The sequence below is a fragment of the Pseudoalteromonas sp. SWXJZ94C genome (genome assembly GCF_015864385.1).
Taxonomy (GTDB): domain Bacteria; phylum Pseudomonadota; class Gammaproteobacteria; order Enterobacterales; family Alteromonadaceae; genus Pseudoalteromonas.
Map to the genome: position 1 here is coordinate 68,421 of NZ_JADYXF010000018.1, position 21,406 is coordinate 89,826.

Genomic DNA, 21,406 nt, shown 5'->3' on the forward strand with positions numbered 1-21,406 from the left:
GCGGCTTATTTTTGTTAGTTCCGCTTCCTCTAATAAATAAGAATAAAAATAAAGGTAACAATATGATAATAAGTAAAAATATTTTTGCTGCTGTTATTTTAATGGGAAGTTTATGCTTGGCTATTTATGTCAATTTATTTACCCAACAAACATGGCTTGAACAATCCTATCAATACGATACTTACACCACTAAATCAGGTCTAAACGCATATACATATAAAGGTAAAGAAATACTAATAAAAGACGTAGTGCCCTATCAATCATCACTAATAAATCAATCCGCATTATCTGCAAATAACAAAGCCCCTAGTATTATTGAGCAGTGGGTAATAAAAAATGATAAACAATTAGTCTTGCTCAAACCCGCCTTTCATTATGGTTTTTGGTCTTTATTACCCGCGTTCGTCACTATTATTTTATGCTTACTTACAAAAGAGCCACTTACAGCTTTATTTAGCGGTATTGTGGTGGGCGCTATAATGCTTGGAGAGTACGACCTTACCGATAAGGTCATAATTCCCAACCTTGCCAGCGAAGGCACTGCGGCGTTGTTATTACTTTATTTATGGCTACTTGGAGGATTACTCGGCATTTGGTCTAAAACCGGAGCGGCTCAGGCGTTTGCAAACTTTATGACCCAACACTTTGTTAAAGGGCAGCGTTCGGCAAAGTTTATATCATGGCTTTTAGGTATATTATTTTTTCAAGGTGGCACCATGAGCACTACCTTAGTTGGCACAACGGTAAGACCTCTTGCCGATAAAGCAAAAGTAAGCCACGAAGAAATGAGTTATATAGTCGACTCTACCGCTTCTCCAATTGCATCAATTTTAGCGTTTAATGCATGGCCAGCTTACGTACAAGCATTAATATTTGTACCAGGGGTGTCGTTTTTAGCCACTGAAACAGACCGTATTAAATTTTTCTTTAGCAGTATTCCATTTAGTTTTTATAGTATTTTAGCTGTACTAGGCACATTGTTATTAAGTTTAAACGTTACTCGTTTTTCAGGAAAAAGACTGCAAGAAGCACATAAGCGCGCTTTGCAAACTAACCAATTAGATGCCCCAGGAGCAAAACCATTAAGCACCAAAGAACTACAAGGTAGTAATGTACCTAAAGGCTATAAACCACATGTGCTTGAGTTTGTTTTTCCGTTACTAACCCTAATTACCATTGCCGTTATGACCTTTGTTTATACTGGTACACCCGAGGTTAACTGGGCATTTGGAGTCGCACTTTTGATGTCTGCTTTTATTGCACTCGCTAAAGGCATGTCTCTTGATAACTTAATTGAAGGTTTTGGAACTGGTTTAAAAGGAGTTGTTGTTGCCTCAGTTATTTTAATGTTAGCAGTGATTATAGGTAGTATTAGTAAGCAAATTGGTGGAGGATTATATTTAGTATCACAACTTGGTGAGCAACTACCATTTTGGTTACTACCCGTTATTTTACAACTGATCACGGTAATAATTGCATTTTCAACAGGCACAAGCTGGGGCACTTATGCCATTGCATTTCCCTTAGCAATGCCACTTGCTTGGGCTCTTTGCCAATCTCAAGAATTAGCAAATCCGGAACTGTTTATGATGGTATGTTTTGCCGCAGTATTAAATGGCAGTGTGTATGGCGATCAGTGCTCGCCTATTTCAGACACTACAATACTCAGCTCCATGACAACCGGATGCGATTTAATGGATCATGTTAAATCACAATTAGTACCAGCAACCTTTGCAGCTTGCGTTGCTGCCGTTTTATGGACCGGCTTAGTTTACTTTTTTGCATAAATATTAATACAAGGAGTGAGTCATGCGTTTAAGACATATAGAAGTATTTCATGCCATTTACACAAATGGCTCAATAACCAATGCAGCAAAAATGCTTCATGTATCTCAGCCATCAGTAAGCAAAGTTTTATCTCATGCTGAAATGCAGTTGGGTTTTAAGTTATTTGAACGCATAAAAGGACGCCTCATCCCAACAGATGAAGCCAACATGTTATTTGATGAAGTAGATAAAATTTATCAACAAATGCGCTCAATAAAAAGTACAGCCGAAAACATTAAAAAAGCGGAGTTTGGTAATATTAATTTAAGCGTTACTCCTGCTCTTGGGTTTGACGCACTGCCAAACGCAATTGCGCAGTATCATAAAACATACCCAAACGTTCATTTTAATGTGCAAACAGTTCATAACAACGAAGTATTACAAGCACTGTTAGAGCATAAATGTGACATTGCTATTTTATTTTCGCCTTGTGTAATGCCCTCAGTAAAGTCTATTGAACTGGCGCAATCGGAGTTAGTAATTGTTTACCCCAAAACAACGTTTCCCGAATTACCCGAGCAGTTAACGCTTAACAATTTAGTCGATTTAGAATTTATTGATATTAGCGATAGTGGTCCTTTAGGTAATTTACTTTGGGGTAGAATGATGGAAGAACACATTGTGATAAATTCGACAATAAAAGTTCAAACCTACTTTATTGCCGCCAGATTAGTTGCCCAAGGTGCCGGTATTTGTATTGTTGATAAGTACACCGCACTAGGAAACTTATCAGACAACGTTGCTATTGCTTCATTTAATCCCCCCCTTAATTTTACCGTAAATGCACTACACCTAGAAAACAGCGCATTATCAAAAGCGTCGGTTAGCTTTTTAGATAAATTAACTACCTGTATTTAAAGGCTTTAAATAACCATATAGACAAAGGTTATAGCCTTTCTAATTCTTCTCACTTTCATTGTATCTCTAATATTATATTCTCAATTAAACGCATTTTTGCTTTAAATATTAGAGACCAACTATGAAAATCACTTCTCCTTATTTGTTGTTTATTGGTGATGCAACAGATCAATTATCAATAAAAATGGCGCAAAGTATTGCTGATTGGCGCCCAGAATTATGCATAGGTGAGCTAAGCACCCCAGGTTGTACAGTAACAACGGGATTGGCTAAATATACGATTAGTGACGCAGCTAAATTAGGCGCAAAAACATTTGTGTTAGGGTTTGCTAATAGTGGTGGCTTACTTGATAAAAAATGGCTGCCATATATTTTAGAAGCCCTAAATCAAGGTATGGATATAGTTAGTGGCCTGCACGACAAACTTACTAATTTTTCTGAAGTGGTAAGTAAAGCCTATAGCGCTAATTGTAATTTGTTTGATATTCGCCACCCTACAGCTCAATTTACGACAGGTACTGGGCGTAAACGCTCTGGTAAACGACTACTAACGGTTGGAACTGATTGTTCAGTAGGAAAAATGTATACCTCTTTAAGCCTTGAAAAAGCCATGCAACAAAAAGGGCTTGATGTGAGCTTTCGCGCCACAGGCCAATGTGGAATTTTGGTAGCCGGAACAGGCATTGCAATCGACTGTGTAATTGCTGACTTTATTTCAGGCGCTGTAGAATCGCTATCACCCGATGCCCATGCACAACACTGGGATATTATTGAAGGGCAAGGCTCTTTGTCTCACCCTGCATTTGCTGGTGTTAGTTTAGGTTTACTACACGGCTCGCAACCCGATGCCTTAGTGATTTGCCATGCTTTGAATCGCACGCATATGCGTGGCCTACCAAACACGGCATTTCCGAGCATTGCACAAACAATCGAAAAAAATATAAGTGCAGCACAATTAACAAACCCCAATGTAATAGTTGCTGGCATTGCAATTAATACCTCAAGTGTGAGTGTTCAAGAAGGACGTGAAATTTGCGAGCAATTAAGTAAAGAATTTTCATTACCTTGCGTTGACCCCGTGCGTGATGGCACAGCATTAATTGTGGAAAACTTACCATGAATAAAAAACCAATTAAAATAATCAAAGTATGTCATCAATCATTACCATTAAAATCTGTTTTTAGAATTTCCCGAGGAGCAAAAACACAAACAGAGGTTGTTGTAGTAATAATTAGTGATGGCCAAAATTATGGTTGGGCAGAAGCCGTTCCTTACATACGCTATGATGAGTCTGTAAGCAGTGTTATAGAAGACGTTGAAAACATAAACCTGCTTAGCAAACAAACGCCTAAAAATAGCTTTACGTCACTCGTTGCTAATATGCCCGCAGGAGCTGCTCGTAATGTTCTTGATTGCGCTTTGTGGGATCTAAAAGCAAAGCAGCAAAATAGTACGGTTGCCCAGCTATTAAACAAGCAAACAACTGCGTGTATTTGCGCACAAACACTAAGTATTGATACTCCACAAGCAATGGCTGGTGCTGTTACGGCTTTAAATAACCCACCTTTGGTTAAGGTAAAACTAGATAACCAAAATATTATTGAAAGAATGACTGCAATCGCGCACGTGGCGCCAAATAGCCAATTTATTATAGATGCAAACGAAGGCTGGAACTTTCATGATTTAGTGACATGTTGTGAGCAATTAAAAAAACTTAATGTAATTTTAATAGAGCAACCCTTGCCTGCTGGCGACGATATCGAGTTATTAAATTTTGAGTCACCCATTGCATTATGCGCAGATGAATCTTGCCATACTCGCAAAGATTTACCGTACCTAAAAAACCGATATGACGTTATTAACATTAAACTAGATAAAACCGGTGGCTTAACCGAGGCAAACCTATTAGCTGCAGAAGCAAAGCTACAAGGCTTTGAAATAATGCTGGGTTGTATGGTTGGCAGCTCGCTTGCTATGGCACCATTATCTTTATTAAGCAGCGAAGCCACGTACGTCGACTTAGATGGACCACTGCTAATTAATACAGACAGATCACACGGTTTTAAATTTAACCAAGGCGTTATGCAACCGCTAAATACCCACTTGTGGGGAGGTAAAAACAATCAAGATTTAACTAAGCTGTTAGCGTAAATAAAAAGTGATTATGTAAATAAGGGATACCAAACAGGCTAATATTGGTAGCCCTACTGTAGCAAGCTGCACTCATTTAAAGTGCCTATTGAGTGAACGGCAGGCACATTAAAAATACGCACCCGCAGTTTAAAACCCATCTAATAAACTAAAAAGCATTCATAATACCTTTAACCAAACAACTTGTTAGTAATACACACATCCCGTTATACGTAAACTCAAAGCGTTGTTCAGAATTTGTTTTTAAAACAAAAGCGACTAAGTAAAGAGTAGCAATAATAGCCACGCTCAGCATAAGCCCATACAAAAATGAGCCGCAATAATGTGGTAACACGGCTAAAGAGAGTCCTATTATATTACTATCAAACAACGCTTTAGGCTTTTTAATACTTCGTAAAATAACGAATAACTGGATGACAAAAGCAAGGCAATATAACCAAAGAATAGAGGTTGACCATTCGTAGTTTAAGGGGTTTTTAACGTTAAAAGTAGAAAACTCAAAGTTGCTCACAAATACCAATACAGTATTAATAAGTATACTTAAAATAAAAGCCCCCATAAATAGAGCAACTAACACCCCAATTGCACCGACTGCGGTAGCATCTACTTTCATTCTTTCTATAATTACAATAAGGATACTTAACAGCCCGCTTAACTGTAACCATTGCCAATAATTATCTGTAAATAGAGGGATAGCAGCTAAAGCCATCACAGCTATAACAAGCTTACTTCCATCATTTGAGCGCAATAAGTAAAAAGCCATAATAGCTACATAAAAAAGTGCCGTTATATCAGGCATATAAACACCTTCCTTGCGAAATTTAATAAAAATCAATAAACGTAGTTATTATACCGATTACTGATCCTCTATAAAATCCAATAATTGTGTTTACTTTTTAGCTGTGCAATATTAAATCACTATAAAATACAAGGAACGTCAAACCCATTAATCGGTTTGGTATAAAAATAAAAAAGGATAAATATGATTAAGCCATTCTATACGAGCTGTTTGTTAGCCCTCGCCCTATTAATACCGCATTTTTTAAAAGCAGAGCCAACAGCTTTGCAGTATCAGCAAATTCTTAACGATAACCTTGCTGAAAACGCACCTGGGGTATCGGTAATTATTAGCAAAAATGGCAAAGTACTTTTTAAAGGATCGCGCGGGCTTGCTAACCTAGAACACAACATTGCACTTAACGATCAAAGTGTTTTGCGCTTGGGTTCTATTTCAAAGCAATTTACTGCCGCTGCAATTATGATGCTACAAGAGCAAGGTAAGTTATTAACCTCTGATGATATTCATAAGTATGTTGCAAGCTTTCCTACAGAGGGCAACCTTGTCACAATCGAAAACTTGTTAACTCATACATCGGGCATGGCAAACTACACAGATGACGACGACCTATTCGATAAGGAAATACAAGTACCCACCAGCGTTGACGATACGCTCACGAGATTTGCCAAACACCCTATGGTATTTAAACCCGGTGAAGCGATGGCTTATTCAAATACCGGTTATTCACTGCTTGGTAAAATAATTGAAGTAGCGAGTGGGCAATCTTATAAAGACTTTATTGAACAAAATATATTTAAAAAACTAGGGATGACTCAAAGCAGCTATGAAGGGCAAGAAATTGTTGCTCACCGCGCAGCGGGGTATGAGCAAACAGAGCAAGGCTTTATAAACACAAGTTATATTAATATGGACTGGCCTTATGCCGCAGGAGCGCTTATATCTACCCCAACCGACTTAAACATTTGGTTTAACGCGTTATCAACGGGGCAACTTATTAGTAAAGCAAGCTATGAAAAAATGGTCAGTCCTTTTAAGCTCAACGACGGCAGCTTTTCATCCTACGGTTACGGATTAATTATTGAGCCTTTGAATGAATACACCGTAATTAAACACACAGGTGGTATAAATGGCTTTTTAGCACACGCACGTTACATACCAGAGCAAAAGCTATATGTAGCCGTACTCGCTAATTCAAACCACATAAACCCTATTTTTATTAACGAAAAACTTACCGCTAAAGCACTTGGTACCGTACTGCCCGAATTCAAAAAAGCCGATGTAACAGTGCAACAACTAGCGCCCGTATTAGGTGATTACCGTATTGATGAAAATACCTTACGCAGCCTAATTTTTGAAAATAATACTTTGTACTCACAACGCACCGGTGGCGACAAATTAAAACTTATTACTATGTCTAAAAATAGCTTTTACTACCCTAATTCAAACAATTACTTAGTAATAGAGAAAAAAAGCCAAGGACAATTAGTGATGAAATATTTTAGTGGATTATCAACAATCCCTTCCGAGGCAATTAAAATTTAATTTTAGCGTTAAGGTTAAAGTTATCTCAAACAACCATACCCACGCTTACTCTACTTATAAGCGTGGGTATTACAATCTTATATCCTCATTAGCGCAATAATATGTTATAAAAAACAGCGTAAATGTATAAAAGGTAATAAACCTGTTATTTTTTATATGTTATTTTTATGCTTAACCTTTTTAAAATTACTTATAAATCGAAAATAAGGAATAAACATGCTTTTCCACTCTCTAGGTAAATCCTATATTTTCGCTCCTTTACTCGTTTTTTTACTCTCTGCATGCACTTCAAATCCAACCTTAATGCCTACGCCTAATTTATATGTGAGCACACCTTATTCAGAAAATGATGTGCCTAAAAATCTGCATAATACTAGTATGGAATTACTGTATGTTACAGACCGTGCCGTGTCTGAAAAAGAAGGTGTTATGTATAACGCAAGTCGTTCGCCATCAATTGCATACGGTGTAGCAAAAGTAAATTTTGGCGATAAGTCGTTGCAGTGGGGTGAGCTATTAGAGCAAAGTAATCTTAAAAATCGCTCCGCTAATTTAACTACGTAATGGAACAAGCCGATGAATTAGGTCGCTTTCCTTTATCGCCTTATAAATTTAGACGCGTAAAAGATAAGCTCCAAATTGACGAAGATATTTTAGAACGCAAAATTTTTCACGAAACCCAATTAAACAAAAATATTAATCAGCGTTTAAAAAACAGTAATAATAAAGATGTTATTTTGTTTGTGCATGGCTTTAATAATACCTTTAACGAATCGGTATTTACTCTTACTGGTATTTGGCATTTTTTAAACCGACAAGGCGTACCTATTGTTTACTCTTGGCCTGCTGCTGCCACAGGATTAACCGGCTATTTTGAAGATAAAGAGTCTGGTCAATTTACTATTTTTCATTTAAAAGAAACCTTACGACTACTTTTTAAAAATCCTGAAATAGAAAATATTCATATTATTGCGCATAGCCGTGGCACAGATGTAGTAACCACAACACTTAGAGAGCTTATAATTGAAAACAGAGCCAGTGGCGGAAATCCCCGAGAAGACCTGCGTATTGAAAACTTAATTTTAGCTGCTCCCGATCTTGATTTTGGTATTATTAAGCAAAGGCTAATGGCTGAGCAATTTGGGCCCGCATTTGGAAAAATCACTATTTACACCTCTCAAGAAGATAGCGCATTGGGTATTTCACAATGGCTAACAAACAGCTTAAGTTTTGGTAGGTTAAACACAAAAGATGTAAACATAAACGAGCAAGACATATTTACCTCAGTAGGTAACGTAAGCCTAATTAAAGTGCCTAAATCTGGCAGCTTAATAGGTCATGATTACTTTCATAGTGATCCGGCGGTAAGTTCTGATCTCATTAATTTGATACTACATAAAGCATCGCCAGGCTCTAAAAAACGACCTCTGCAAAAACTCGAAAACAATTTTTGGTCGCTCGATTCAAATTACCTAATTAAAAACGAATAGTAGTTAGCACACAAAAAACAAAAATTATTGCTGGCTTAATAACCACTCTTTTGGCGCTTGCCCTGTTTTTTTTCTAAATACACGGGCAAGTGCAGAGCCATTTTCGTACCCAACCTGATTAGCCACTAAATCCATATTTTGATTTTTTAAAATAAGCTTTTTAGCAACCGACAAACGCCAATCAGCCAAATAGTCAGCCGGTGTTTGCTCAATTACTCGTTTAAACGTATCGGCAAATTTAGAGCGCGACATACCACACTCCTCAGCCATAGTGCTGAGCGACCAATTTTGTTCTGGGGTTTGGTGTATTTTTATTAATACCTTAGCCAACTGAGGGTGAGTAAGCCCAGCCATCATCCCACTTTTAATTGCGCCCTCTTCTAGTACTTTTCGCAGCACACTAATTAAAAACACATCGCATAAGCGGTCTATAATTAAATGCTTACCGCTGGCGTCTTTAAATGCCTCTTCAAAAATCCAAAAAGCGCTTTGCTCTAACAATCCATCACCTGTTAATTCATAATTTAAACAAAAAGGGAGAGCCTGTAATAAAGGGCTATGCCCACCGCTTTGATAGCTAATTTGTGCGCACACTAAATCAGCACCGTCGCTTTTATCCGAAAACAAACAGTGCCCTGTAGAGTGAGGAAAAAAGATAACCGAAGGCTTAGACAAAGCTACTTCAAAGCCACTATTACTAAGCACCTTTAACGTACCAGAACGTAATAAATGTAAATGCCCAACACCTTGATCCTCACTAAAATCGCTCGTACCACACATATTGCCGCTAAAAAACACATTCGCATTAAGTGAAAAATGACTCAACACACTCGAAAGTACGTCCATAAACGCTCCTTTGGATTATTGGTATGAAAATACAGACTAATAGACGCATATTAACCAAATAATAACGATAAAGTACAGTTGAGTTTTAAACAAACAAACCTATTTAATTTTTCTTTGGAGATACACATGAAATTTTCGACACTCACTAAATCAGCTTTTTTTGCAGCATCGGTACTTGCAAGTTCATTAAGCTTTGCAGCAGACATAGACGCAAATGCCGACGTTAACGACATTGCAATTAGTGGTTATGATACCGTTGCTTACTTTACCCAAAACAAAGCGGTAACAGGCAGCTCTGAATACACTGCAACACATAAAAATGCCATTTATAAGTTCAGTTCAGCTAAGCACCGCGACTTATTTAGAGCTAATCCAGAAAAATACGCACCACAATTTGGTGGCTTTTGTGCGTTTGGTGTTTCAATGGAGAAAAAGTTTGACGTAGATCCAGAAGCTTTCAAAATTGTTGAAAACAAACTTTATTTAAATCTTGATAAATCAGTTCAAAAACAATGGCTAAAAGACGTACCAGGCTTTATTAACTCAGCCGATTCAAACTGGTTTGACATAAAAGACAAAACAGCAAAAGAGCTTTAATAAATAAGGCTTAGCTTAAATATAATATTATGAGGTTGCTTTAGCTTACACCTGCAACCTTAAATTTAGTGCGTTGTTCATTATTAGCAGTAAGAGAGTTTTATGTTGAAATCGTTGTTAGTTATTATAAGTGTTACCTTTTTATCGTTCAGTGCACACGCAGATAAAGCCTCTGATAAAGTCGCGATAAAAGCCGCAGTAAACGACTACTTTCAGGGTCAAGGCGAGGCGAGTAAAGAGCGTTTATTTCGCGCATTTTCAGCAGAGCACGCAACAATGGTTGGCGTAGTAAAAAACGACGACGGTAAAGAAGTTATTAAGTCATATAAAGATATGACCAGTGTGCTTAACCAATGGGCATCAAACAAAAATCCAGCGGGTGGAAACCTCGATGGTGAAATTATTAGTATGAACATAGTTGACGATCGTTTAGCTGTTGTTTTATTTCGCTCTACAAACCGTTTTTATGATGCACTAACATTATCTAAATTAGATAATGAATGGAAAATAATCGCTAAAGCTTACATTTTGCAATAACTGCTAAGCCAGTAATCGCTGTTATAAAATTAGAGTATATTTATTTAACCATTAACTCGGTTAAAATATTACTTTGACTTATTTAACAGCGCTTTTAAATCAGCAAACGGAGAATGCGTTGCTGCCTCTACTTTTCGCTCTGTAGTCGACCCGCCATACATAATATGTTCGTGGTATTTATTGTGCTCATTATCGTGGCAATAAATACACAATAACTCCCAATTACTGCCATCCTCAGGATTATTACTGTGGTTGTGATCAACATGATGCACCGTTAACTCACGTAAATTAGAGTACTCAAACTCACGAGCACAACGTCCGCATACCCAAGGGTACAATCTTAAGGCTTTTATTCGATAACCTTCCTCTTGCTTAACATAAGCCTGAGGTTCACTGTTATTCTTACTCATAGTATTCCTGTTTAATGTGTTGTTATGGTGTTTAAAATACACCTAAAACTAATAAGTAGACCTTAATAATAACAGCTTATTTAAACTCAACTATACCTGCCGACATCATAAAGCTACCATCTTTGAAAAGGTGCGGTGATCTTTCAGGATCATACTTAGACACACCATTAACCGTAGGATTAGATCGACTAAAAAACTTAGGCTCTTTACCTGTTCGTTGCTTCATCTGCGCTTTAAATTCACTCGGGCTTGAGTAAGTTTCAACATTTTTAATTGTTACCTGCCCTGCTTGCTGAAAATCAATTAAAGCAAAAGCAACCCAGTAAGACTTAGGATCATTATGATTCAAATGAGAAGTAACACTTTGCTTTTTACCGTCAGTAACTTCAACTCTCGCTTTATAAGAGTGAAAACTACCAATGCCATTACTAACGGCGCTGTATGCGCATATCAACGCATATTTAATATTATCAGGTTGAGATATTTCCACTATTTCTTCACCTGCTACTTGGCTATCCCCTAATAACTTTATAAAAGGTGGCGCAGTTAAAGAACCTAACTTTTTATAGTAAACTTTTTCTTCAATATCGTTTTTATCAACATAAAAACAATATAAATCTAAATCAGCTTGTGTATCCCACTGTAATTTTGCAGTTAATTTATTACCTTTTTCTAGCGAAATAGTCGCCTTTTCACCCGCTTTCGATAAATCTACTTTTTTGATGTTTACAGGTTTATTTGCAGTATTACTCGCTGGTTTGCTAATAACGGGTGAAGGAGTTGTTGGAGTAACAGATTGAGTTTCATTTGGTTTACCGTCAATATCAACGCCATAACCAATAGCAATAGGTGCTAAGCCACCAGCGTAACCTTGACCAATTGCTCTAAACTTCCATTGCCCATTATGTCGATACACCTCAGCTAAATTAAGCGATGTTTCGCTCATACCAGTAAGCGCTGGGCTAAATTCTAAAAGGTTATCAACACTGACCTTTAAAAACGACGCAAGCTTGAAAGCAGATGGCGTCGTAATCACAAATACAATTTTATGAATGTCGGCATCAATAGCCGCTAAATTAATAGTAAACGACTGCTTTTGCGCGTTACCTGATGACAATGTTACCGCTCTATTTAATGAGCTTGGCTGATTATAAAAAATAAAATCATCATCATTTCGTGTTTTATTATCTTTGTTTAATAAAAAAGCAGAAACATCTATTTCGTTAGCATTATTGCCATGTAGTTCACATTCAATATTTACTTGAATGCTCGTTGCATTAACGACCAAGTTTTGACCGTTTGTTATTAATTGCATTTATCATCCTTAAAGCGTATTTGGAAGTGAACAATACTTAGCTGTAAATGATAACTTAAGTTTAATTAAGGTGGGAGGGTTTTAGCTAGTCAATTTATTTAATACTGTTTTGCTATGAATACAACTTATAAATACTGCCATCCATACTCGATAAACTAAAAAGCGTTCAGAAATAAAAGGCGTAAAAAATATAAGTGTTGAATGTGGCGACTGGACTCCTATAAATTTAGAAGAAGAGTCCAAATTATTTAAGATTTAAATTTAAGATTGAAATGATCAAATCTCAATAACAAAAGCAAAAACATAAGTGAGAGAGCTTCTGTGATTAATATTAAAAAAACTTAATCACCGACAAGTCTCCAAAAGAAGTGTCTATATGCCTGCCTGTTTGCTCCCACGCACGTAGTACCACCATGAGTTTTTTATTACTTGAGGTCCAAGAAATACCACCGCCGTATGCAGCTACTTTTTCATCGCCCGAATCTTTTAAACCAAATTCAGGGTCTATATTTTGGATATTTCCCTTACCTACTTTGTATTCTGCAAATAAATGAACATTATGTGGTAACGAAAATGATATAAGTGAACCAATACTGGCTCCATATGAATTAGAGATTAGCTTTGTAGTTTGTGGGGCAGGTGAATTTAAAAAATCAGCTTGAAACACTATATTATCTTTATCTTCAAGCGATACATGCTTGAAAGACCATGCGCCAACAATACTTAGCGCCACATCAAATTTATTACTTAGCTTTGGTCTATTAAGAAAAAAATGTTCAAACAAAGATTCTTTGTCATTAAAAGTATAGAAGTTGTGCTGTCCAGATAACTCAAACTTAGTTGAACGCGTATTTTGTGAGAAAAATTGATCAACCTGATTGCCACTCAAATTCCTAGCTGTACTTTGCAGCCCTTCAAGTGTTTGGTAGTTAAACGTGATTTTAGAGTGTTTAAATTTTCTATATGAGAGCAGCACATCTTGCGTTTTTGTTTCAACGTCATCATTAAAAATATCCGCTGAATAGCCAATTTCAATACCGTTAATATCAAAAAACACGCCTACTCGCTGGTTATTTATGGGCTCTAACGAAAACAGTGTTTTTTGATTACTCCTAGCTGAGTCATCGTATATTAACGCGTGGCTAGTGCTGGGGTTTGAAATAGTGGTTCGTACTGATTTCAAATCAAAGTCAAAAGCAAGCACTGCATTAGATTGTAATGCAGACAAAATAGCAAAGCTCGCAATAACCAAGTAATGGCGATTCATTAAACGTACTCACAAAATTAATTTGTACTAGAGTAGCCTTTTTTTCACCTTAACTTATCACAAAAGATTAACAATTTAGAAAAAACCGAATAAAAAGCTATTTAACTGTTAAATACAAGTTAATAGCAGTAAGTAGAAAACATATACATTTGCTTTAGAAATTAATCTCGTTCAAGGTTAAACTCATTTACATGCTTAATCAGCTCAGGAAAAAACGCTAAAAACACCGCTTCTAATTCATCGTAGTTGCGCGCAATATCGTCAGCAGCGCCCGCAAAGTTATTAGTAAAGCGAATGCGCTTGGCAATATTATCAAGTGCGACCCCAACCCCATCAATGGTTTCGTATTCTTTAAACCAATCGTTTTTAGTCATGCTTGTTACAACATGCTGCATTCGCGGTGGCATAACAGCTATGCGGTTATTTAAAAGCTGATAACTGGTGTGCTTAAAATCACTTAAAGGTCGACTGTTAAAGCGCTGCCAGTGTGCAATTAAAAAATGATCAAACATCACATCAATAGCCACGCCAGCAAAGCGCTTACGCTCGGGTGAAAAGTACTGTTTGGCGTGTTTAACTACAGGGTGAGAGTCAGTAAATTTATCGACTAAATAATGATTATCGAGCCCATTTATAACTGTACTTGGTAGTTGTTCTACGTGCCTTTTACCACCAAAGTCACCCAGTAAGTTCCCAAAGTGAGAATCAGCTGTGGGTTGTGCTAAATAAAGGTGAGCTAAATAATTCAACGTGTTCTCGGCCGCAATGGTTAATATAATTCAAATAGTAACTTAATTTTAGGGGAAATTCTTATTGAGAAGTAAAAGCCTTCTGAGAGTTATTTTATTTTTACAGCTATATTAACGTGGTTTATAAATACATTAATTTTTACAAAAAAGTGCTGCGTTACCCTAAGAATAAAGTTAAGAATAAAGGTAAAAAAATGCTGATGCTTTTCAAACCTCCCCGCCTAGTTACAATTGTGTTTTATTAATTCAGTAAAGGGTCAGCCTAATTTTGTTATCACTGTTGCTGCATTTTTGGTGCGCATGAGTCATAAAACACCTTGCTAATTTTCACTACTTTTTGAATGCCAAGCTACTAGCTTATATAGGTTACCCATGCATTATGAAAACAACTTTTTAAGTCAGTCAGAACAAATTGCACTGCAACAAGCGCTGGTCAATACCAAGTTTTTACACTATACCTCAATAAATAGTGACAATGTGCCATCGCCTGAGCAACACGCTTACAGCACTATTGCAGTTTTACTATACCGTTTTAATTTACAAAAAATAAAATGGTCATCATTTTTAAAAACAGCAACAAACACAGCTACCAACACCTGCCAATGGCTAGCCGACGAACTTGTCAGGTGCCAACAAGAATACAAAAAACAATCGAATGAGGCAGTAATAATTGAGCAAAATGCACTTTTAAACGGTATTTTTAGCGAAGAACTCGCCTACATTGATGCTTTATTAGAAACTGAGTCGTAAGCTTAATATGAGCTCAGGCATGGGCTAAAACATGAGTGAAGTGACTTTCTATTTGGTAAGTTAACTAATATATTTGTACCATTGGTACTATTTTTAAATGCATTAAATGACACATTAATTGCCTGCTCAATAATTAAACCTGAGCCCATGGGAGTACTGTATAGATGAGTGCTGGTTTTGTATTTAGCCAAACCCAAACACTCTACTCACGTTTAAGCATTTTCCCAATTATCTGTCACAGGGTCACCCACTAAAAGTTCCGCTCAAGCAGGTAGCTTTTGACAGGTGCCATTTTTGTTAGCTCTTATTGAATAAGTGCCTCACCAAAACGATTTTTATCCTTTTTACCTTTAACAAAACCTAAGTAAATCATACAACCAATCGCACCGATAAACGGTATCAAAAGGCATAATGTCATCCAGCCAGACATATTAAGGTCATGCCAACGCTTAATCGTTATTATTAAGTTAGCCCAAATCGAAAACCCTAATACTGTAAGCACGGTAAAATACTTAAGACCTATAGAAAGCCACGTTTCCTCGCTTGGAAAGTAATCATTTGTAATAATCCCATCGATAATTATTAAGAATAAAACCGCATTAGCTATACCAGCACCCCAATAAATACTACGAGTAACCCGTCCTCGCCATGAAAAAAGAATACTCGCGGCAGAAAGGTTTAATGTTTTACTACTCCATAAATTAAATAAAAATACAGGTAAGAGTATAAAAAGACTAAACTGGTAGATTAAATGAGTTGTAAATCTAAACGCATCAAAGAACTCGGTATAGATAGGGAAATACGTCGGAATAATATAAAAAATCAATGATATTAAGCTGCATATTGCAAAAGCTGTCAACCAAGAGCGCCCTGGTATATTTTTTAAAGACAAGCTAATAGCTAATAAGAAAACATTAAAAAGAAGTTCAGGGAGTGGATAAATAATTTCAATCGAATATTGAAGGCATTCAAGTCCGGTGTTACAAAACATTACTGTCCTTATAGCTTGCATTTTAAAGTAAAAAGGAGATTACACGACCCAACCCGACTGTCAATAAATAAGGAACGCATGACCCCTTTTATTGACTAAATTACAATTGTGTATGATTAACTCAGTGAAGAATCAGCTCTGTTTTACTATCACTATTGCTGCGTTTTTTTGTTACTGCATGAGTAATAAAACGTTGTTGCTTAACCCAAACTATTAAACGCTATATATAATTTTAACTAGCTTATAGGGGCTATTAACACGTTATGGCAGCCATTTTTTTAAGTAAACCACTATAAGATGAGGGCAGGTTTTGCATTTTGCATTTTGCAAAACCCAAATACCCAACTCACGTTTAAGTATTTCCCCTACATCCGCTACAATGTGCTTTACAAGGGTCACCCATTAAAAGTTCTGCTCAGGCAGGTAGCTTTTGACAGGTGCCATTTTTGTTAGCTCTTATTGAATAAGTGCTTCACCAAAACGATTATCATCTTTTTTACCTTTAACAAAACCTAAGTAAATCATACAACCAATCGCACCTATGAGCGGTACCAAAAGGCATAGTGTCATCCAGCCAGACATATTAAGGTCATGCCAACGCTTAATCGTTACTATTAAGTTAGTCCACATCGAAAACCCTAATACTGTAAGCACGGTAAAATACTTAAAACCTATAGAAAACCACGTTTCCTCGGTTGGAAGGTATCCAAGTGAAATAATTCCATCGATAATTGCTAAGAATAAAATCGCATTAGCTATACCAGCCCCCCAATAAATACTTCGAGTAACCCGTCCTCGCCATGAAAAAAGAATGCTCACGGCAGAAAGGTTAAGTGTTTTACTACTCCATAAATTAAATAAGAACACCGGTAAGAGTATAAAAAAACCAAACTTGTAGATTAAACGGGTCGTAAATCTGTATGCATAAGAGTATTCGGTATATTCAGGATAGTTCATCGGAATAAAATAAAATATGCCATACAAAATCGATGAGATTAAGCTGCATATTGCAAAACCTACCAACCAAGAGCGCCCTGGTATATTTTTTAAAGATAAGCTAATAGCTAATAAAAAAACATTAAAAAGAGGTTCAGATAATGGGTAAACAATTTCAATCGAATATTGAAGACATTCAAGTCCGGTGTAACAAAGCATTACTGTCCTTATAGCCTGTATTTTAAAGTAAAAAGAAGACTACACGACTCAACCTTACTGTCAATAAAGGAGGAACAGCATAAACACTTTTATTGACTAAATTACAATTATGTATGATTAACTCAGTAAAAAGAGAGCACTGAGTCGCCTTACTTCTACACAGCGCTTAGTTAATATAATTTATTGTTGAAGGGTTTAATATGATGGTAATAAAAATGTCGGATGGTGCGACTACGCCACTTATACGACCTACATAGATTGGAAAAACTGGAGGAGTCTCCCAACATAGCTCTCTTAATTTTAAACATAAACACCCTATTGAACACTAATCCTCTTTCAAAGTTGTTGCCTACCTACAAGCTTGCGTATAATGCCCATATTCCGGCTGCATTTTTTAGCCGCTAACTTGGATTTAAACAATGAAAAAACTCTCTGCAGTGCAAATAAAGCAGCAGGCTATTGTGCTTAATATTGCTGACAAATTAGAAGAACAAGGTCGCGCTGAACTCCCTGGTATGCTGCAATGCTGGTTTGACGTTAAATACCACTTATTTCCTGGATCTTTATTGCTGTGTTTTCAGTTTGAAAACGAGCAAGCTTTAACGGCGGCAGAGCCTGATTTATTAAAATGGCAAAAACGCTTAAGTGGCGCAATGCTCAAAAAAGGCGTTATTTTAAAAGATATGCGCAAACATTTAATATTTACGCTCAAAGGACCTGATGACTAAATCAGACTTTGGCAATAGCAGGTAATCTTTAGCTAAAACCTATTATTAAAAAGCGTGGACACAGCCACGCTCGTTTATAAATCTATACTCGGATCAGTAATACGAGCAAAAATGAGCTTAATTTTATCTAACGGCAATCGATTACTGAGCTTTTGATATTGCCCAGGGATTAGCTGCTGATCTTTTTGCTCAGCAACCACAAATGAAAACACATAATTGCCCTCCAACCCCATTCTTAAATCACTAATAATAACCTTTTCATCTTGCTGGTAAACACCGTATAGCCCTTTGGTAAATTGTTGTAATAACGTGATTTGCTTTGCATCATTAATCTTAGTTAGCAACGCGTTTTTTGTAGGGTAAAATTGAATATCAACATTTTTAACTTCATCAAACACAGACGCATAAATTTCATAATGGCCTTGTTTAGTAACACCAACAGCGCGCCATAGCAAAGTGTTAAGCGGAGTTGGTGTACTTTCAAAATGTGTAAATGTGATATTTTGTGTGTTCAGCGCCTGATAAATTTTATTATTAATGTGGTATTTAGCCGCAAAACCCCAAACTAAATACATTGAACTGATGACCAATGCGCTGGTATTAATACGTTGTGCATACGGGCTCATACGTGCAAAACACAACGCTATACAAGACAACACAAGAGGCAAAGTATACGCAGGATCAATAATAAATATGCTCGAAACACTAAAGGGATGAGTCGACAACGGCCACAACAGCTGTGTGCCATAAACAGTAAAATTATCGAGCAATGAGTGGGTACTTAAAATTAAAAAAATGGCAACCGACCAGCGCGACATAGTTACGCCTTTAGCCCAATTCATTTTAAGTAAAAGCCACGCAAACAAAGGACTCATTAACAGCTGTATAAATAAAGAGTGGCTAAAACTACGATGATAAACAAAGTTTTCAACTTCGCCGCCAAAGTTAATTAGCACATCTAAATCGGGTAAAGTACCAAACGCAGCGCCAACCAGTAACGATTTACGACCTAACTTACTACCCAATGTGGCATAAGCAACAGCACTACCAAGCACCACTTGTGTGAGTGAATCCAACGAAAGCTCCTTTTAAAATCAATTAAAACACGCAATATAATGTACTGCTTCGCAAGCACTGTCGATCTTAATAAGTATTTAGTTTTTTGGGCTTAGTTAAATCTAGTTTTAGCGAGAGAATATTAAAGTGTTGGTTTTAAAGTGTAGGTTTTAAAATAGCCCGATTTAAAAGCTTTACGGTTCTATCGGTATATAAATTGCTGGTACTACTGTTCTTACTTAAAAAGTTACACATAAATAACGCCACCGTTATTTATAAAAAGGAGAACATTATGAGTAATAAACAACTAATTACGACCGTAGGCATAGGGCTCGCTGCAGCATCGGCAGGTATGTTAACAAGGAAAACTTTACAAAAATCGTGGGAAAAGGTTACCAACGAACCAGCCCCAAAAGACAAGCCAAGCGAAGAAAAAGATCTTAAAGAGGCTGTTACATGGGCGGTAGTTTCAGGTATTGGTGCTGGCGTTGCAAGAATGGCCGTTCGTTATGCACTAGATAAACGCCGATCCAAGTAAGCATTTTAAATTGATACCTCTTACAATTAGTAAGAGGTATTTAATTTAAGTTCTTGTTTTCTATAATTGTAAGAACAAGAAAACCAAGGACCAAACTTTTGTGTTAATTCATCAGAAATTGATCCTTTTCGATTTTCTTTGGCTCTTTGTCCTTTTAAAGATCAATAACAATTTAATCCTGAGTTTTACTTAGTAATTACACTGCTTTATAGCTTGTTGCATTATAGATAACGAGCCTGTTGTCCCTTCAAGAGGATGATACCGATAAATATCTATTTCACTTCCTCGTACTTTAATTAAAAAAGCATGTTCGTTGATGCTAATATTATTATCTGTTTCAAATACAAATTCACCTTCAGTATCCGTTACTTTTGAAAAAAGTAATTTTGGTTCATCATCTAAAAAAGCCTCAGAGAGAAGGTTTCTAAATTTTGTAAATGTAGACTTTTCACTAATTTTTCCATTTGGATGCTGAAAAAGAACACGGGGAGGCGAAATTAAAGTTTCTTTCGTAATGATAATATATTTTTCTTCAGGTGAATAAGTATCTAATGTACTACGATAAGTCATACTTTGATTTACTTCACAAAGCTCCCTTCCCTCTACTGAAATATTAAAAACAAACAGTATAAATAAAGCAAAAAAATTAATTTTTTTCATTAAAAACTCTCTCCTTGAGTGATTCAAGTATTACATGTGTGACTTCAGCCCCATTAAAATAGTTTTCACCTTCTTTATGGATAATCAATATATCAGATTCACTATCGTTACTATCTATAAGCTCAACTTTTAGTACATCACCATAAAGAATGGCTATATTTTTCTCTATAATATTAAACGACTTTTTATTAAGCATAATTATGGGCTTACGCAAGCCGAACATAAAGAAATTAAGCCTACCTGCCTTTATAAAAGCTTTTAAAACATAAATTAAATGTAACACTATATTTCCAATAATAGCTACAAGTGTGAATATTATAAAGTATTCTTTTAAATCATAACTTCGATTTTCTGGGCTAAATAAATAAGCAAGATAAATAAAAAACGCATAAAATAAAATCGTGTTGAAAGTTTCTTTAAATATCCAGTTATCGATTTTTTTTATCAAAGGAACCGTATATATTGTCATCTATATTCCTTTAATTATATTGATTGGATTATAGATTTCTGACTATCTAATTCATTCTTTATCTTATCCATCTCATTATCGTTAAACTCCGCAGCTTTGCGTATTACCAACATGATAAATCCTTTTTAATACCTTTGACTTTAATTGCTTGTGTTAATTTTGCTGATTTTTTCATATTGTATGATTTTCTCAAATCATACAATATTTATAAAAATATTTTAAGCTCGAATAACCTGTACTTAAAGTAAGACCAACGCCAAGGGATGAATATAGTGATTGTAATTCAGAATTAAAAACGAGTTTTCATCCAGCTATTTTCTTGACCACTACAACTATAGTCATCGTTCGTACTCCCCACTTGCAAGTACTGTAACTAAAGCTGCGAACATACCGATATTAGCAACAGTTGTGGTTCTAATTTTAGCTTGAGCAGCTATATCAGCGGTTAACTTACTATTTGAAACAGAACCTAATTAATCATCAATAATGCTTAATTAAACTGCCTAAATTAATATGGGTGACTGGTGCATATTCACACCAATCGACGTCATTACCAGGGCAAGAGCATGAAAAAACACTATAAATTCAATACCTTTTCAAGATAAGCTGTACTGCGCATCGCTTTCTTCTGCTTTGCTGGCATACCTTTACTAAAACTGGTTTCAGCCTTT

The 21,406-nt window shown here is 36.2% G+C and carries 23 protein-coding genes; 12 read left to right on the forward strand and 11 right to left on the reverse strand.

Translation table 11 applies throughout. From position 1 onward, the window contains the following. The first annotated feature begins 62 nt into the window (after positions 1-62). The 4 genes from I6F65_RS09620 to dgcA all read left to right on the forward strand — a co-directional run bounded on the left by I6F65_RS09620 (position 63) and on the right by dgcA (position 4,836). Positions 63-1,787: a Na+/H+ antiporter NhaC family protein gene (locus I6F65_RS09620; protein ID WP_166111689.1), complete on the forward strand. Its 1,725-nt coding sequence runs from the start codon at positions 63-65 to the stop codon at positions 1,785-1,787. A gap of 22 nt (positions 1,788-1,809) precedes the next feature. Continuing rightward, a complete protein-coding gene (locus I6F65_RS09625; protein WP_024611748.1) occupies positions 1,810-2,685 on the forward strand; it encodes a LysR family transcriptional regulator in 876 nt (291 codons plus the stop codon). A 121-nt stretch (positions 2,686-2,806) separates the two neighbouring features. Beyond that, the gene (dgcN, locus tag I6F65_RS09630) at positions 2,807-3,805 is read left to right on the forward strand and encodes an N-acetyltransferase DgcN (protein ID WP_166111692.1); all 999 of its coding nucleotides are present in this window, start codon (positions 2,807-2,809) and stop codon (positions 3,803-3,805) included. Further along, positions 3,802-4,836, forward strand: coding sequence for an N-acetyl-D-Glu racemase DgcA (dgcA, locus tag I6F65_RS09635; protein ID WP_197112645.1), 1,035 nt, complete (start codon positions 3,802-3,804; stop codon positions 4,834-4,836). Before dgcN ends, dgcA begins: the two co-directional genes overlap by 4 nt. A gap of 148 nt (positions 4,837-4,984) precedes the next feature. Here dgcA and I6F65_RS09640 read toward each other — a convergent pair whose 3' ends face one another. Beyond that, the gene (locus I6F65_RS09640) at positions 4,985-5,635 is read right to left on the reverse strand and encodes a hypothetical protein (protein ID WP_197112647.1); all 651 of its coding nucleotides are present in this window, start codon (positions 5,633-5,635) and stop codon (positions 4,985-4,987) included. Between the two features lie 183 nt (positions 5,636-5,818). Between I6F65_RS09640 and I6F65_RS09645 the strand changes: the two genes are divergently transcribed. From I6F65_RS09645 to I6F65_RS09650, 3 genes are all read left to right on the forward strand, one after another. Next, positions 5,819-7,177, forward strand: coding sequence for a serine hydrolase (locus I6F65_RS09645; RefSeq protein ID WP_197112649.1), 1,359 nt, complete (start codon positions 5,819-5,821; stop codon positions 7,175-7,177). A gap of 216 nt (positions 7,178-7,393) precedes the next feature. After that, a complete protein-coding gene (locus tag I6F65_RS21790; protein WP_231613144.1) occupies positions 7,394-7,741 on the forward strand; it encodes a hypothetical protein in 348 nt (115 codons plus the stop codon). Next, positions 7,741-8,667: an alpha/beta hydrolase gene (locus I6F65_RS09650; RefSeq protein WP_231613145.1), complete on the forward strand. Its 927-nt coding sequence runs from the start codon at positions 7,741-7,743 to the stop codon at positions 8,665-8,667. The genes I6F65_RS21790 and I6F65_RS09650 overlap by 1 nt, the downstream gene beginning before the upstream one ends. A gap of 24 nt (positions 8,668-8,691) precedes the next feature. Here I6F65_RS09650 and I6F65_RS09655 read toward each other — a convergent pair whose 3' ends face one another. Beyond that, positions 8,692-9,513, reverse strand: a complete 822-nt coding sequence (locus tag I6F65_RS09655) for an AraC family transcriptional regulator (protein ID WP_197112651.1) — start codon at positions 9,511-9,513, stop codon at positions 8,692-8,694. A 126-nt stretch (positions 9,514-9,639) separates the two neighbouring features. Here I6F65_RS09655 and I6F65_RS09660 point away from each other — a divergent pair, with 126 nt between their 5' ends. Together I6F65_RS09660 and I6F65_RS09665 are read left to right on the forward strand one after the other, a co-directional pair. After that, positions 9,640-10,110, forward strand: coding sequence for a YHS domain-containing (seleno)protein (locus I6F65_RS09660; RefSeq protein WP_024611663.1), 471 nt, complete (start codon positions 9,640-9,642; stop codon positions 10,108-10,110). Between the two features lie 102 nt (positions 10,111-10,212). Then, positions 10,213-10,647, forward strand: coding sequence for a nuclear transport factor 2 family protein (locus I6F65_RS09665; RefSeq protein WP_166111711.1), 435 nt, complete (start codon positions 10,213-10,215; stop codon positions 10,645-10,647). Between the two features lie 68 nt (positions 10,648-10,715). Here I6F65_RS09665 and I6F65_RS09670 read toward each other — a convergent pair whose 3' ends face one another. The 4 genes from I6F65_RS09670 to I6F65_RS09685 form a co-directional block, all read right to left on the reverse strand. Further along, positions 10,716-11,057, reverse strand: a complete 342-nt coding sequence (locus I6F65_RS09670) for a YajD family HNH nuclease (protein ID WP_024611665.1) — start codon at positions 11,055-11,057, stop codon at positions 10,716-10,718. Between the two features lie 76 nt (positions 11,058-11,133). Beyond that, entirely contained in the window at positions 11,134-12,372 is a 1,239-nt protein-coding gene (locus I6F65_RS09675) for a TerD family protein (RefSeq protein WP_197112653.1), read from the reverse strand. Positions 12,373-12,703: 331 nt separating this feature from the next. Beyond that, positions 12,704-13,639, reverse strand: coding sequence for a hypothetical protein (locus I6F65_RS09680; RefSeq protein ID WP_166111717.1), 936 nt, complete (start codon positions 13,637-13,639; stop codon positions 12,704-12,706). A 161-nt stretch (positions 13,640-13,800) separates the two neighbouring features. Beyond that, positions 13,801-14,388, reverse strand: coding sequence for an ACP phosphodiesterase (locus tag I6F65_RS09685; protein WP_197112655.1), 588 nt, complete (start codon positions 14,386-14,388; stop codon positions 13,801-13,803). A gap of 372 nt (positions 14,389-14,760) precedes the next feature. Here I6F65_RS09685 and I6F65_RS09690 point away from each other — a divergent pair, with 372 nt between their 5' ends. Further along, on the forward strand, positions 14,761-15,138 hold the full coding sequence (locus I6F65_RS09690) for a hypothetical protein (RefSeq protein WP_197112657.1): 378 nt from the start codon (positions 14,761-14,763) through the stop codon (positions 15,136-15,138). Positions 15,139-15,442: 304 nt separating this feature from the next. Here the strand turns inward: I6F65_RS09690 and I6F65_RS09695 are convergent, their stop codons facing one another. Both I6F65_RS09695 and I6F65_RS09700 read right to left on the reverse strand, forming a co-directional pair. Then, the gene (locus I6F65_RS09695; protein ID WP_197112659.1) at positions 15,443-16,129 is read right to left on the reverse strand and encodes a DUF805 domain-containing protein; all 687 of its coding nucleotides are present in this window, start codon (positions 16,127-16,129) and stop codon (positions 15,443-15,445) included. A 456-nt stretch (positions 16,130-16,585) separates the two neighbouring features. Continuing rightward, positions 16,586-17,284 (reverse strand): DUF805 domain-containing protein, encoded by a 699-nt coding sequence (locus I6F65_RS09700; protein WP_197112661.1) that lies wholly within the window; start codon positions 17,282-17,284, stop codon positions 16,586-16,588. A 419-nt stretch (positions 17,285-17,703) separates the two neighbouring features. Here I6F65_RS09700 and I6F65_RS09705 point away from each other — a divergent pair, with 419 nt between their 5' ends. After that, the gene (locus I6F65_RS09705) at positions 17,704-18,012 is read left to right on the forward strand and encodes a hypothetical protein (protein WP_024611674.1); all 309 of its coding nucleotides are present in this window, start codon (positions 17,704-17,706) and stop codon (positions 18,010-18,012) included. A 74-nt stretch (positions 18,013-18,086) separates the two neighbouring features. On the opposite strand, the gene I6F65_RS09710 is transcribed toward I6F65_RS09705, so the two are convergent. Further along, positions 18,087-19,088 (reverse strand): metal-dependent hydrolase, encoded by a 1,002-nt coding sequence (locus tag I6F65_RS09710; protein WP_197112663.1) that lies wholly within the window; start codon positions 19,086-19,088, stop codon positions 18,087-18,089. A gap of 272 nt (positions 19,089-19,360) precedes the next feature. On the opposite strand from I6F65_RS09710, the gene I6F65_RS09715 reads away from it, so the two are divergent. After that, a complete protein-coding gene (locus I6F65_RS09715; protein WP_197112665.1) occupies positions 19,361-19,606 on the forward strand; it encodes a DUF4235 domain-containing protein in 246 nt (81 codons plus the stop codon). Positions 19,607-19,795: 189 nt separating this feature from the next. Here the strand turns inward: I6F65_RS09715 and I6F65_RS09720 are convergent, their stop codons facing one another. Together I6F65_RS09720 and I6F65_RS09725 are read right to left on the reverse strand one after the other, a co-directional pair. After that, positions 19,796-20,266 carry a hypothetical protein gene (locus tag I6F65_RS09720; protein WP_197112667.1) on the reverse strand — a complete coding sequence of 157 codons (471 nt, stop codon included), beginning with the start codon at positions 20,264-20,266 and terminating at the stop codon, positions 19,796-19,798. Further along, positions 20,253-20,735, reverse strand: coding sequence for a hypothetical protein (locus tag I6F65_RS09725; RefSeq protein ID WP_197112669.1), 483 nt, complete (start codon positions 20,733-20,735; stop codon positions 20,253-20,255). Before I6F65_RS09725 ends, I6F65_RS09720 begins: the two co-directional genes overlap by 14 nt. Positions 20,736-21,406: the final 671 nt, after the last annotated feature.